Source organism: Agrobacterium sp. 16-2014-1-2a, from assembly GCF_053522705.1.
Genome location: NZ_JBNWBX010000012.1, coordinates 148,184 through 162,775, shown reverse-complemented (window position 1 = coordinate 162,775; position 14,592 = coordinate 148,184). Strand labels below are relative to the sequence as shown.

Here is a 14,592-nt window from a genome sequence, read left to right as displayed (position 1 = left end):
AGTGAGCGGACTTATAAGAGATCACCCTCAAACAAGTCAACACACCAAAATACAAATTCTAAAAAAAACATTCAAAGTATTGATTTTAAAGGATAGTTTTGATTTTTCGGGATTCTGCCTCCCATTGGCCTCCACCAACGGACCGATTTTCAACAAGGGAATGCAGCCTCAACCCATATGAATGGTGCTGCGCCTTGTTTTGGCCCGACTCCTCGCTAATTGCTTTGCCAACAAAACGTTAATGCGGGCACGCGCGCGAGCCTGTTGCCGGCATATCTCTTGAGGGTGCCGATCAATTTGACTCGCGGCTTTGAAAGTTGCACACCTTCGCCTGAAGTTTCTGGAGAGCGCATGACCGACGGGGCACAGCTAGTATGACTGCGGATCGCAACGTGATCCGGTCGCTAGGCACGGAACCGCCAATTCTGGCGGAAGGGCGCCGTGCACCCGATCGCCGTGAGATTTCGCTCAGATGGCTTTCCGGCACGTTCCTTACCGGCATTACCTCTTCCATATTGATGGGTGTTGCGCTCTTTGCAGCTCTCGATGGCCGCCAGCAGCTTGCCATTCCGGCCGAGGCCTTCGCCAAGGCGGATATGGGCAACAATACCGCGGAAGCGGCACGCCGCGGCACACGCCTCATTGCGCCCAATATTGCGGCCCGGCCCTCGGACCGGTCGATCATGGAAGTCTCCACCGTTATCAACGAGGGCGACAAGGAAGTGGTCCGCAAGGTTCCCTTCTCCCACGTCAAGATTCCGCTGGCGTCCAATTACGCCAAACAGGACGATTATCCCGCCTTCGATCCCCTGAACATTTTCGCAAGCGGTGACGACAAGGACGCCCCGGCGCCGGCGCCGAGCCGCACGGGCACAATCTACGGCTCCGAGGTCGAATCCGAAGTCAGCCTGAAAACGGTCGCCTTTCCGATCCAGCACTCCAAGTATCCCTTCGCCGGCTCCCTGAGCTTCGACGAGGTGGAGGAGGCAGTGCGCTCGAACGGCTCGATCCTGACAGATGGTAACGAGCAGCTTGCAGCGCTCTATTACATCGACCCCCGTCGTTTCGATAATGATGAGGGTGATGTCGATATCACCGCCGGTCTTGCCGCACGTGTCGTCGAACAGAATATGTCGGTTTCGACCCCTCAATCGCCCTCGGTTCCGGTCAAGGAATATGCCGACGACGTTATCCCTGCCCGCCAGACCGAAACCATCGAGGCCGCTTTATTCGGCGCGGGTTATTCGAAGGCGCAATCCTCCGAAATCGCTGGCCTGTTGTCACCGCAACTCCAGTCGAACAATGTCGAAAGCGGCGATGTGCTCCGCGTCGGCATTATTCAGGAAGACGACAAAAGCGACATCGTACGTGTAAGCCTTTACCGCAAGGGTCGCCACATGGTCACCATGGCCGTGGACGATCGCAAGAATTTCATCAAGGCCAGCGAACCGCCGAAGCTCGACGCGGTGGCGACGGCCTTTGACAGCACCCCGGCACCGGCCGCCGGCCGCGATCTGCCCAGCGTCTACGATGGCGTTTACCGGGCGGCTCTGGCCTATGGCATGAATCAGGGCATGGTCTCCCAGCTCATCAAGCTTTTGGCCAGCAGCGTCGATTTTCAGGCGCAGTTGAAACCGGCAGATACGCTGGAGGCCTTCTTCTCCGTGGAAGATGCGGATGGCAAGGCGACGGACAAGTCCGAACTGCTCTACGTCAACGCCAAGTTCGGCGATAACGAGACGCGGTTTTACCGGTTCCAGAACCCGGACGATAACAGCATCGACTATTTCGACGAGAACGGTAAGAGCATCCGGCAGTTCCTGTTGCGCAACCCGGTTCCGAACGGCCGTATGACATCAGGTTTCGGCATGCGCCGCCACCCCGTTTTGAAATTCAGCCGCATGCATACCGGCACCGACTGGGCGGCAGCCCGCGGCACGCCGATCATCGCGACAGGCAACGGCACTGTCGAAAAGGCCGGCTGGGCCTCCGGTTACGGCAACCAGACCCTGATCCGCCACGCCAATGGCTACGTCTCCTCCTATAACCACCAGAGCGCCATCGCCAAGGGTGTCACCGAGGGTTCAAAGGTCCGGCAGGGCCAGGTAATCGGTTATGTCGGTTCGACCGGCCTTTCGACCGGCGCGCATCTGCATTACGAGCTGATCGTTAACGGCACGAAAGTGGACGCGATGAAAGTGCGGCTGCCAGGCGGCAAATCGCTTTCCGGCGTCGCGCTCGCGCGGTTCTCCGACGAGAGAAAGCGGATCGACAATCTACTCAACATCGAAGAAAAACCCAATCAGGTGGCGAGCCGCTAGTCCGCAGGGCGTTGTGACCATAGGGACCGCTATACGAAAAAGGGCTCCGTTACCGGAGCCCTTTCGTTTTATGCCGCATCGGCGGTTTCAGTCTCGGCCTCACCCTTTGGGGGCTTGACCTTGAAAAGCAGCCGGTCGGTGCCAGAGGTCACCTTGACCCGCGACCCGTCCGGGATCTCGCCGCCGAGGATCATTTCGGCGAGCCTGTCCTGAACGGTCTTCTGGATCACACGCTTCAGCGGACGTGCGCCATAGGCCGGATCGTAACCCTTATTGGCAAGCCAGTTGCGGGCATCCTCATCCAGTTCGAGCGTGATCTTGCGATCACCCAGAAGCGAGACGAGGCGCTTGAGCTGGATCTCCACGATCGCACCCATCTCGTCGCGCCGCAGGCGATGGAAGAGGATGATATCGTCGATACGGTTGAGGAATTCCGGCCGGAAATGCGACCGGACACGCTCCATCACCAGGTCACGAACCGAATCCACATCGTCATTGTCGCCCATCTGCGTCATGAATTCCGAACCGAGGTTCGAGGTCATGATGATGATGGTGTTCTTGAAATCGACGGTGCGGCCCTGACCATCCGTCAGGCGGCCATCGTCCAGCACCTGCAACAGGACGTTGAACACATCCGGATGCGCTTTCTCGATCTCGTCAAACAGCACGACCTGATAGGGCCGGCGGCGAACCGCTTCCGTCAACGCACCGCCCTCTTCGTAACCGACATAGCCGGGAGGCGCACCGATAAGCCGGGCAACGGAGTGTTTCTCCATAAATTCCGACATGTCGAGGCGAACCATCGCGGTCTCGTCGTCGAACAGGAACCGGGCGAGCGACTTGGTCAGCTCGGTCTTGCCCACGCCCGTCGGGCCGAGGAAGATGAACGAGCCGATCGGCCTGTTCGGATCCTGAAGACCCGCGCGCGAACGGCGAACCGCCTTGGAAACGGCCTGCACGGCCTCGCCCTGCCCGACCACGGACTTGGCAAGATCGTCTTCCATGCGCAGCAGCTTCTCGCGCTGGCCTTCCAGCATCTTGTCGACAGGAATGCCGGTCCAGCGAGAAACGATGTGGGCGATATTGTCCGCCGTCACCACTTCCTGAACCATCGAGCCAGCACCGCTGCTATCACGCGCTTCCGCTGCAGCCAGTTCCTTTTCGAGGCCCGGAATGATGCCATAGGTCAATTCACCGGCGCGCTGGAACTGGCCGTTACGCTGGGCACTTGCCAGTTCGTTGCGGGCATCGTCCAGCCGCTTCTTGAGGTCTGCGGCATGGCCCAGCTTCTGCTTTTCCGCCTGCCAGCGGGCCGTCAGGGCATCGGCCTTTTCTTCGGTGTCGGCCAGTTCGTCCTCGAGCTTCTTCAGGCGGTCGACGGATGACTGATCCGTCTCCTGCTTCAAGGCTTCGCGTTCGATCTTGAGCTGAATGATCCGGCGATCCAGTTCGTCCAGTTCTTCCGGCTTGGAATCCACCTGCATGCGAAGGCGCGAAGCGGCTTCGTCCATCAGGTCGATTGCCTTGTCGGGCAGGAACCGGTCGGTAATGTAGCGGTTGGAAAGCGTTGCAGCTGCAACCAGGGCCGAATCCGAAATGCGGACCTTGTGGTGCTGTTCGTATTTTTCCTTCAGGCCGCGCAGGATCGAGATCGTGTCCTCAACGGTCGGCTCATCTACGAGCACCGGCTGGAAACGACGGGCAAGGGCCGGATCCTTTTCCACGTGCTTGCGATATTCATCCAGCGTGGTGGCGCCAACGCAGTGCAGTTCACCTCGGGCAAGAGCGGGCTTCAGCAGATTGGACGCATCCATGGCGCCATCGGCCTTGCCGGCACCGACCAGCGTGTGCATCTCGTCGATGAACAGGATAATGCCGCCATTTTCCGCCTGCACTTCGTTCAGGACCGCCTTCAGGCGCTCCTCGAACTCGCCGCGATACTTCGCGCCAGCGATCAGCGCACCCATATCCAGCGCCATAAGCTTCTTGTCTTTGAGGCTTTCGGGCACATCGCCATTGACGATGCGCAGCGCAAGACCTTCGGCAATCGCCGTTTTACCGACGCCGGGTTCACCGATCAGCACGGGATTGTTCTTGGTGCGGCGTGAAAGCACCTGAATGGTCCGGCGGATTTCGTCGTCACGGCCAATCACCGGGTCGAGCCTGCCTTCGCGGGCTTCCTCCGTCAGGTCGCGCGCGAACTTCTTCAGCGCGTCAAAGCCCTGTTCGGCATTGGCGCTGTCAGCCGTGCGGCCCTTGCGGATTTCATTGATGACCTGATTAAGTGCCTGCGCCGTCACGCCGCCCTTTTTCAGGGACGCCGAGGTCGAAGCAGAGTTTTCGATCGCCAGCGCCTGCAAAAGACGCTCGACGGTGACGAAACTGTCACCAGCCTTCTTGGCGAGTTCTTCCGCATTCGAGAACACTTTCGCAAGTGGAGCCGTGAGCGAAAGGCCGCCATTGCCGCCGGAAACCTTGGGCAATTTCGCCAGTGCCGCATCGTTGGCCAAGCGCACTTCCTTGGCGTCGCCGCCAGCCCGCTCGATCAGCGATGCTGCCATGCCCTGCTCGTCATCAAGCAGAACTTTCAGCACATGTTCGGCAGAAAACTGCTGGTGATTTTCCGCAAGCGCAAACGTCTGCGCCGATTGCAGAAAACCGCGAACGCGCTCGGAGTATTTTTCAATATTCATAGTCGAACCTCCATATACCGGCCCGCCCGCTTTCGGCACGGATCCGGGTGTTTGGGTTGAGGCTCCCTCAAAGGCAAGCCCCGCTACGGCAGTCGCGTTTTACAGATTTCACGATTGCCGCCTCTTGATGGACGGTTACCGCTGCATGCGGCATCCGTCCTTACCGCACGAATATGGGAGGCATTTTCATCGGTTTAAAGGGGAGGAAAACGACTGCCGGGGAAATTTTAGCCGGACTTGATAAGCGTCACGACTGTTTGCCGCGATTGCCCCCTTCGAAAAGCGCCCAAGCTTTTACACCCGACCCCAAAAACAAAAAAACTCCGGCAAGCCGGAGTTTTTTCAATCGCGTGGTATTTTGAAAACCCTGCTTATTCAGCAGCGTTTTCGAGCGTGGCAGGTGTTGCCTCATCACCGGCTGGCGTATCTCCGCCTTCGGCACCCTCAGCACCTTCCGCGGTTGCGGCGCGGCGCGGGCGACGCGGGCGTGGGCCAGTGGCGCGGCGGGCCTTTGGTGCGCGTTCAGTCGCTGGCGCTTCCGTCTGTTGCTGCTGTTCCTCGACGGCCACTTCCATAGGCGTGCCTTCGATGACGGGCTGAGGCGCCTGGCTGGCGTCGTATACCGGCTGCTGCCGTTCGTCCGAAGCCTGCGGCTGGCGCGGCTGGCGCTCCTGCCGTTCACGGCGGTCCGGGCGCTCACGACGTTCCTGACGCGGCTCGGAACGCTCGGTGCGCTCCTGCCGTTCCTGGCGCTCCGGCTGCTGAACCCGTTCCGGCTGTTCGAACTGCTGCTGCGGTGCACCATCGTCACCGTCGTTCATATCCATATCGTCGGCATCCGAAGCATTGTATTCGCCACGGTCGTCGCGCTGGAAACGCTCCTGCATCTGGGCCTGAGCGGTGGCGATGATACGATTGTAGTGTTCAGCGTGCTGCAGATAGTTTTCAGCGATCACACGGTCGCCAGCACTCTGCGCGTCCCGCGCAAGGGTGGCGTATTTTTCCGCTATGTGCTGGGCTGTGCCACGAATTTTAACATCGGGACCGGAGCTGTCATAAGTCCTGGTGAGCGGGTTACCGCCCTTGCGGTTGAAGTTGTTGTTGTTACCGCCACCATTGTTATTGTTGTTGTTGCTTCCACGCCCCCGGCCGCGCTTGTTTTGCTGTCCTGGCCTCATCAATTGCTCACCTGAATTCTGTTTTGCTGACAATCTGGTTATTTTCATGCAATTCCGGGCGGAAAACCGCTGGAAACTTTTCCTGAAATTGCTCCATTACGCGCCCTGCTGGAGATAACCCCAGACAAGACCCCGCGTATGACGACCGGTCGCGCAAAATGCTGCAACGAGCCACCTGCGAACAAAGTTTACTGATTCACATGCCGGAAACGCCCAGCCTTCAGGGTTCTCAAAAGAACCCGCTTCGGGACTGACCCATACCCTGACGAATCTAAATTCGTCCTAAGCCACCCGGCATGTGGCGGCAAACTATCCCGCTTCATGCGGAAATCCAAGCCTTTTCTTTTGCTGTGCAAAATATCCTTGCAAATAATCCGCAGACGTATCGCGAACAACTATCTCCGGAAGGTCAAAACTCTGTCGTTGCCGCCATAATCCTTCACGGCGTCGAGAAGAGAGAAGCCGTGGGAAGCAAATATAGCGGAAACATCAAGCCTTTGATCGAAACCGATCTCCACACCGACAATCCCGTTTTCCACAAGAAAGCGGCCTGCGTCGGCAGCGATGAGGCGGTACGGTGCAAGGCCGTCCTGACCTCCGTCCAGCGCCGCCATCGGATCGTGATAGCGAACCTCTCGGTCTAGCGTTGTGACGATGTCACTTCTTATATAAGGCGGATTCGACACAATTATGTCAAACCTGCCAGAGATTTTTTTGAACCAGTCGCTACGCACGGTTTCAAAACGCGAGGCGAGACCATTTCGGGCAGCGTTTTTCGCTGCGGTTTCCAGCGCATCGGCGGAGATATCGCTGCCGACGCCAGTTGCTTCCGGACATTCCTTGAGAAGCGCCAGACAGATCGCACCCGTGCCCGTACCCAGATCCAGAATGCGCGCACTGCCCTTGTCGGCAACAATTTTTTTCAACGCAGGCAACAGCGTATCGACGAGAACTTCCGTATCCGGGCGGGGTTCGAGCGTCTCCGTCGATAAAAGAAGATCGAGCCCGTGAAATTCGCGATGGCCGAGAATGCGATGGACTGGCTCTCCGCCTGCGCGCCTTTCGACCATGGCGGCAATGCGGGCGCTTTCTTCCCGCGTGACGGGATGGTCCGGTTTCATCACGAAATCGGTCAGTGAAAAACCGGTAACGTCGGCAACCAGCAGGCGCGCATCAAGCAGCGGATCGGCGATGCCCGCCGCCTGCAGCCGTTTGCGGGCTGCGGCAAGCTCGGTCGAAACGGTCCCGTCAGCGCCGCCACTCAAAGCTGTTGTTCGCCAAGCTGGGCAAGCTGACCGGCCTGATAATCAGCAATCAGCGCGTCGACAAGCTCGTCGATCTCGCCTTCGATCATCCGGTCGAGCTTGTAGAGGGTCAGGTTGATGCGGTGATCAGTGACCCGCCCCTGCGGAAAATTGTAAGTGCGGATACGCTCGGAACGGTCGCCGGAACCGACCTGGCTCTTGCGGTCGGCTGAACGCTCGCTTTCCACCTTCTGGCGCTCGATGTCGTAAAGACGCGAACGCAGAACCTGCATGGCCTTGGCGCGGTTCTGGTGCTGCGACTTTTCAGAACTGGTAACGATCAAACCCGTCGGAAGATGGGTGATGCGAACGGCGGAGTCAGTGGTATTGACGTGCTGGCCGCCTGCGCCCGAAGCGCGCATCGTGTCGATACGAATGTCTTCCGGGCGAATTTCGACATCGATATCCTCCGCCTCCGGCAGCACGGCAACAGTGGCTGCCGAGGTGTGGATGCGGCCGCTCGCTTCTGTTTCCGGCACGCGCTGCACCCGGTGCACGCCGGATTCGAATTTCAGCTTGGAAAACACCCCTCGCCCGCTGATCGTGGCGATGATTTCCTTGTAACCGCCCGCCTCGCCTTCGCTTGCGGAAAGAACTTCAACTTTCCAGCCCTTGGCTGAAGCGAAGCGCTCATACATGCGAAACAGATCGCCGGCGAAAAGTGCCGCTTCGGATCCGCCCGTGCCGGCGCGGATTTCGAGGATGGCGCTTTTTTCGTCCGCCGCATCCTTGGGAAGCAGCAGGACCTGCATTTCCTTCTCAAGCTCGCCAATTCGGGCCTCGACCTCCGGCAGCTCCATTTCCGCCAGATCGCGCATGTCCTTGTCGGTCGTCTTGTCGGCAAGCAGCGCCTGGAGATCGGCGGCCTCGGAGACCGCCTTTTCGTATTCGCGGACTTTTTTCACCACCGGCTCAAGTTCGGAATATTCCGAAGCCAGCTTCACATAGACATCCGCTGCCGGACCAGCCGACATCCGCGCTTCGATCTCTCCGAAACGCCTTTCCAACTCGCGCATTTTTTCGACGGGAAGCTTCGCCACCAGTCACTCCGATTATGAAACAGGTCTTTTAAATGGGAATGGAATGCGTCGCGGCAAAGCGTAACAACACCTCGCGCGCGCTTTCCAGCGAATTATGATCGTCGAGCGCAGCGTTCAGCTCATCGGCAAGGCTCGCGGCATCAAGCCCGAGAAGCATGGCCTTGACGGGACCAATCGCCGTCGGCGACATGGAAACCGAACGGAAACCAAGGCCGATCAAAGCCATGGCCGAAAGTGGCTTGCTTGCCATTTCGCCGCAAAGCGTGACCGAGGTGTGGTGCTTTTCGCCAGCGCGCACGATATCGCGCAGAATGCGCAGGAACGGCTTGCCAAGATTGTCGAAACGATCCGAAACCCTTGCATTGCCGCGATCGACCGCCATCGAAAACTGGAACAGGTCGTTCGAACCGACGGAGACGAAATCCACTTCCTGCATCAGCTCATCGAGCTGCCACATCAGCGAAGGTACTTCCAGCATCGCACCAAATTGCAGCTTTTTCGGAAGCGCATGGCTGAATTTCGAAAGATGCTGCACTTCCTTCTGAAGCAGATCGCGCGCCGCGCGGATTTCGGAAACCTCCGTCACCATCGGCAACATCATGCGTAGTTCAGCACCTGAGGCAGCACGCAGAAGCGCGCGCATCTGTGTGCGCATCAGACCCGGGCGGTCGAGCGACAGGCGGATCGCCCGCCAGCCGAGCGCCGGGTTTTCCTCTTCCTGGCCGCGCATATAGGAAACGACCTTGTCGCCGCCAATATCCAGCGTGCGGAAGGTAACGCTCTTGCCCTTGGCCTGCCGCAAGACGGACCTATAGAACGCTTCCTGCTCCTCGCCCTTGGGCATGTTGGAGGCGATCATGAACTGTAGCTCGGTGCGGAACAGGCCGATGCCATCGGCGCCGGATTCCTCGAGCTGCGGCAGATCTACGAGAAGGCCCGCATTCATCTTGAGGTTGACCTTCTGGCCATCCTTGGTGATCGGCTCGACATTGCGAAGCGCGCGGAACTGCTCCTGGCGCTTGGCACGCAGGCGCACCTTTTCCTCATAGGCGCGCTGCAAATCCGACATCGGGCGCAAATGCACCTGGCCGTCATCGCCGTCGATAATGATGGGATCGTTATTTTCAGCGAGGGCGACGATGCCCGTCGCCTGCCCGATGATCGGAATGCCCATGGCGCGCGCCACGATGACGACGTGGCTCGTCACCGCACCGTCTTCGAGCACTAGGCCGCGCAATTTCTCACGCGGGTAATCCAGCAATTCGGCGGCACCCATGGCGCGCGCCAGAACGATGGCGTCCAGTGGAAAATCATGCTCGGGGCTTCGACCGCCGAAACCGATCAGCTGGCGCAGCAGCCGGTTGGCAAGATCGTCGAAATCATGCATGCGCTCGCGAAGATAGGGATCGGTCAGGCGCATCATGCGCGCCTTTGTGTCGCTCTGCACTTTCTCGACCGCAGCTTCCGCCGTCAGGCCGTTGCGGATAGCTTCTTCCATGCGCCGCACCCAGCCCTGATCGTGGGCGAACATGCGGTAGGTCTCGAGAACCTCGCGATGCTCGCCTTCGGTCGGGACGTCGCGGCGCTGCAACATGTCGTCGATCGACAGGCGCAGCGAACCGATCGCGTCGGCAAGACGCAGGATTTCGGTATCGGCATCCTCATTCAGCAGATTGGTGACAACGATTCGGGGGTCGTGCAGCACGACATGACCAAGACCGATGCCTTCGCCATAAGCATCGCCATCAATGGAAACGGCACGCGTCAGGTCCAGCTCCACACCGGGGCGGGTGATTTTTTTCAATTCACCGCTCGCCACTATTTCAGCGATGAGCATCGCGGTTGTCTCGAGCGCTTCAACTTCATCCTCCCGGTATGTTCGGCTGACCTTGTTCTGGACCACAAGAACGCCAAGAGTGCGACCGGACCGCAAAATCGGCACGCCGAGGAAGGAATGATAAATTTCCTCACCCGTTTCAGGAAGATAGCGGAAAGCCGGATGCGCCTGCGCATCGGAAAGATTGAGTGGTTGGGCGGAAGCGGCAATGGTACCGACAAGACCTTGCCCCATTTTCAGCTGGGCAAGATGCACGGCATCCTTGTTGAGACCTTCGGTAGCGTAAAGCTCCAGCACGCTGTCGGAACGCAGCACGTAGACCGAGCAAACCTCCGCCACCATGTTGCTGGCTATCTGACGGACGATCTGGTCCAGACGGTCCTGCGGCTCAAGGTGCTCCGCCATCATTTCGCGCAGCCGCTTTAGCAGGACGCGCGGACCTGCAGAAAGGTCTCTCATCGCGTTTGCTCCCCGACGCTTCCGATCCGAATGTCATAATATTCGAGAATCAAAACGTCATTTAAAAAATTTATAGCGCGAGAAGCGCGTCCCGCAAGGGACACGCTTTCATGAAACGCCACATCGGAAGAACGCAACCCCGAAGAATCGGAGCATCGGGAACCGATGTCTCGAGCTTAGTTCTTATCGAGACCGTAAGCAGAATGCAAAGTGCGAACGGCCAGTTCGGCATAGGCACCGTCGATCAGGATCGAAATCTTGATCTCGGAGGTGGTGATGGCCTTGATGTTGATGTTCTTCTCGGCAAGCGCCTTGAAGGCGCTGGCAGCAACGCCAGCATGGCTGCGCATGCCGATACCGATGACCGAAACCTTGGCAAGGCCGGTCTCGTTCTGCGCAACGTCGAAGCCGATCTGGGCCTTGTTCTCGTCCAGAACGCGCAGAGCCTTGGCAACGTCGCCAGAAGGAACGGTGAAGGTCATGTCGGTGCGCGACCCATCTTCGGAGATGTTCTGCACGATCATGTCGACATTGATATGCGCTTCGGCCAGTGGCCCGAAGATCGCGGCGGAGACGCCCGGACGGTCGGCCACGCGGCGCAGCGAGATCTGTGCTTCATCCTTGGCATAGGCGATGCCGGTTACGACTTCCTGTTCCACGATTTCTTCCTCGTCACAAATCAAAGTACCGGGCGGGTTGATGAGGTCGCCCATGCCCGGCGCATCGGGATCCTCGAAACTGGAGCGAACGAAGGTGCGCACCTTGTGTACCATGGCAAGCTCGACGGAGCGAACCTGCAGAACCTTCGCACCGAGAGACGCCATTTCGAGCATTTCCTCGAAAGCGATCTTCTTCATGCGGCGAGCCTTGGGCTCGATGCGCGGATCGGTGGTATAGACGCCATCGACATCGGTATAGATATCGCAACGGTCCGCCTTGACGGCGGCGGCGATGGCAACGGCTGATGTGTCCGAACCGCCGCGACCGAGCGTCGCAATGCGGTTATCCGGGCCGATGCCCTGGAAACCGGCAACAACGGCAACCTGGCCCTCGCCCATGCGGTGAACGATATCCGAACCGTCAATCTCGAGAATGCGGGCGGCACCATGTGCGTTGTCTGTGCGGATCGGAATCTGCCAGCCCTGCCATGAGCGCGCATTGATGCCCATGGATTGCAGCGTGATCGCCAGAAGACCCGATGTTACCTGCTCGCCGGATGCAACGACCGCGTCATATTCGCGTGCATCGTAAAAGGAGGCGGCGTTGGCGCCAGCCACCTTCGCAGCATTCTGCACCCAGTCCACCAACTCGTTGGTTTTACCGGACATGGCGGAAACGACCACGGCCACTTCATGGCCGGCATCCACTTCGCGTTTCACATGCCGTGCGACATTGTGAATGCGTTCGAGGTTCGCGACGGACGTGCCGCCGAATTTCATGACAATGCGAGCCATAGCCTTGACCAGTACCATCCCTTTTTTCCGCCAGCCGTTTTTCAGGTGCGGACAAGAACAAACCCAGTCGGCTCTTTTTTTGATAAAGAGCCTCAAGTTGCGGGTCTCTTAGCGAAAAGGCGGGGGGCACGCAATGCCGTTTATGAACCATGCGGTACGCCTTTTTTTATAGCCCCGGCGAAAGAAGATGTCGGGATAGAATAGGCGACCGCATGCGGCGCTGTGAAAGAGCGTACCGCAGTGCACTGTACAAACGGGCCTATTCGCAGTATGGAGCGCGGCAATGCAACCGGCCAAATGGCCGTAATGGCCTGCATCGGCTGCCCCGGAGACTTTAGGACCTATTGGTTTCGGGCGGATGCAGGCAGCTTCATATCCGAAAGACGGTAGATGACAGACACCCAGGGTATCGCCCCGGCGATCGCGCAGGCGTTGGAAAAACGCGGCTACAAAGATTTGACCCCCGTGCAGAAGGCCATGCTTTCGCCGGAACTCGCCGACAAGGACGCGCTGGTTTCCGCGCAGACCGGCTCCGGCAAGACAGTTGCCTTCGGCATTGCGCTCGCGACCACGCTACTGTCGGAAAACACCCGTTTCGGCCAGGCTTCCGCGCCGCTGGCACTCGCCATTGCACCAACCCGCGAACTGGCCATGCAGGTCAAGCGCGAGCTGGAATGGCTTTATGAATTCGCCGGCGTATCGATTGCGTCCTGTGTTGGCGGCATGGATATCCGCAGCGAACGACGCGCACTGGAGCGCGGCGCGCATATTATCGTCGGCACCCCCGGCCGCCTCTGCGACCACATCAAGCGCGGCGCGCTCGATCTGTCGTCGCTACGCGCCGTGGTACTGGACGAGGCCGACGAGATGCTCGATCTCGGCTTCCGCGAAGATCTGGAATTCATTCTGGAAGAATCGCCGGATAACCGCCGCACGCTGATGTTCTCGGCCACCGTCCCGCGCAGCATCGCCAAGCTTGCCGAAAGCTACCAGAAGAACGCCGTTCGCATCGCCACCGCCTCAGAACAGAAGCAGCATGTGGACATCGAATACCGCGCCTTGCTGGTGACCGGCTCCGACCGCGAAAACGCCATCATCAATGCGCTGCGCTTTTACGAAGCCCGCAACGCCATCGTTTTCTGCTCCACCCGTGCGGCCGTGAACCATCTGACGGCCCGTCTGAACAATCGCGGCTTTTCCGTCGTGGCTCTGTCAGGCGAACTGACCCAGAACGAACGCACGCATGCGCTTCAGGCAATGCGTGACGGTCGCGCCCGGGTTTGCGTGGCGACTGACGTTGCTGCACGCGGCATCGACCTGCCTGGCCTTGAACTGGTTATCCACGCCGACCTGCCGACCAATTCGGAAACGCTTCTCCACCGTTCCGGCCGTACCGGCCGCGCCGGGCAAAAGGGCGTCAGCGCCATCGTGGTGCCTGTCAACCAGCGCCGCAAGGCCGAACGCCTTCTGGAAGGTGCCAAGGTCAGCGCAGCATGGGTTCGCCCGCCTTCGGTCGAAGAGATCGTTGAACGCGACGGCGCCCGTCTCCTGGCCGACCCGGCTCTCACCGAGGCCGTGGCCGATGACGAGCGTGATTTCGTCAAGCAGCTGCTCGAGCAGCATGGCGCGGAAAAAGTAGCAGCCGCCTTCGTGCGCCTTTATCACGCCGGACGTTCCGCCCCGGAAGACATCACCGAAGTCGCGCTGGACAATACCCGCAAACCGCGCCGCGACAGCTTCGAAACCCCTGAAAACGACGCGCCGCGCCGTGAACGTTCCGACTTTTCCGACAGCGCTTGGTTTTCGCTTTCGGTGGGCCGCAAGCAGAGCGCCGAACCGCGCTGGCTCATCCCCATGCTCTGCCGCTTCGGCAAGATCACCCGTCAGGATATCGGCGCCATCCGCATGCAGCAGACGGAGACCTTTGTGGAACTGGCGGCCGATGCCGTTGATCGTTTCACCTCCGCCATCGGCAAGGACATGATGCTCGAAAAGGGCATTCGTCTGAAGGCGCTGGAAGGCAAGCCGGAAATGACTGGCAGTGTTCGTGAGGACACCCGCCCGGCCACGGCCCAGCGGAAGTTCAACAAACCCAATAATGCTGGCGGCGCAGCCGACGACCGCAAGGGCGACGACAAGCCCTGGCAAAAGAAAAGGACTTTCGGCGACAAGCCCAAATTCGAAGGCAAGAAGGACCGGCCTTTCGAAAAGCGCGGACCGAAGCCGGCAAAGGGCTGAGGCGCGGGTCATTACCGTGCGGTAAATCCTCGGCTTAAGGCCGAGGATGATGCCAAGTAACCGGCAAA

At 59.2% G+C, this 14,592-nt stretch carries 9 protein-coding genes; 3 read left to right on the top strand and 6 right to left on the bottom strand.

Annotated features, from left to right (window positions below; all coding sequences use genetic code 11):
* Together ACQZ45_RS25545 and ACQZ45_RS25540 are read left to right on the top strand one after the other, a co-directional pair.
* A partial coding sequence (locus ACQZ45_RS25545) for a hypothetical protein (RefSeq protein ID WP_448742590.1) occupies positions 1–181 on the top strand: 181 nt, incomplete at its 5' end.
* A 193-nt stretch (positions 182–374) separates the two neighbouring features.
* The gene (locus ACQZ45_RS25540; RefSeq protein WP_004432116.1) at positions 375–2,321 is read left to right on the top strand and encodes a M23 family metallopeptidase; all 1,947 of its coding nucleotides are present in this window, start codon (positions 375–377) and stop codon (positions 2,319–2,321) included.
* 68 nt (positions 2,322–2,389) lie between these two features.
* On the opposite strand, the gene clpB is transcribed toward ACQZ45_RS25540, so the two are convergent.
* From clpB to ACQZ45_RS25510, 6 genes are all read right to left on the bottom strand, one after another.
* Positions 2,390–5,014 (bottom strand): ATP-dependent chaperone ClpB, encoded by a 2,625-nt coding sequence (gene clpB / locus ACQZ45_RS25535; RefSeq protein WP_025595183.1) that lies wholly within the window; start codon positions 5,012–5,014, stop codon positions 2,390–2,392.
* 371 nt (positions 5,015–5,385) lie between these two features.
* Entirely contained in the window at positions 5,386–6,192 is an 807-nt protein-coding gene (locus ACQZ45_RS25530; protein WP_004432110.1) for a DUF4167 domain-containing protein, read from the bottom strand.
* 395 nt (positions 6,193–6,587) lie between these two features.
* Complete coding sequence (gene prmC / locus ACQZ45_RS25525) at positions 6,588–7,457, bottom strand: peptide chain release factor N(5)-glutamine methyltransferase (protein ID WP_025595184.1); 870 nt, start codon at positions 7,455–7,457, stop codon at positions 6,588–6,590.
* Entirely contained in the window at positions 7,454–8,536 is a 1,083-nt protein-coding gene (gene prfA / locus ACQZ45_RS25520) for a peptide chain release factor 1 (protein ID WP_013762139.1), read from the bottom strand. The genes prmC and prfA overlap by 4 nt, the downstream gene beginning before the upstream one ends.
* Positions 8,537–8,564: 28 nt before the next feature.
* Complete coding sequence (gene ptsP, locus ACQZ45_RS25515; protein ID WP_004432101.1) at positions 8,565–10,832, bottom strand: phosphoenolpyruvate--protein phosphotransferase; 2,268 nt, start codon at positions 10,830–10,832, stop codon at positions 8,565–8,567.
* Positions 10,833–11,008: 176 nt separating this feature from the next.
* Positions 11,009–12,286, bottom strand: coding sequence for an aspartate kinase (locus tag ACQZ45_RS25510; protein ID WP_004432098.1), 1,278 nt, complete (start codon positions 12,284–12,286; stop codon positions 11,009–11,011).
* Positions 12,287–12,676: 390 nt separating this feature from the next.
* Here ACQZ45_RS25510 and ACQZ45_RS25505 point away from each other — a divergent pair, with 390 nt between their 5' ends.
* Positions 12,677–14,524: a DEAD/DEAH box helicase gene (locus ACQZ45_RS25505; RefSeq protein ID WP_112191980.1), complete on the top strand. Its 1,848-nt coding sequence runs from the start codon at positions 12,677–12,679 to the stop codon at positions 14,522–14,524.
* Positions 14,525–14,592 lie beyond the last annotated feature (68 nt).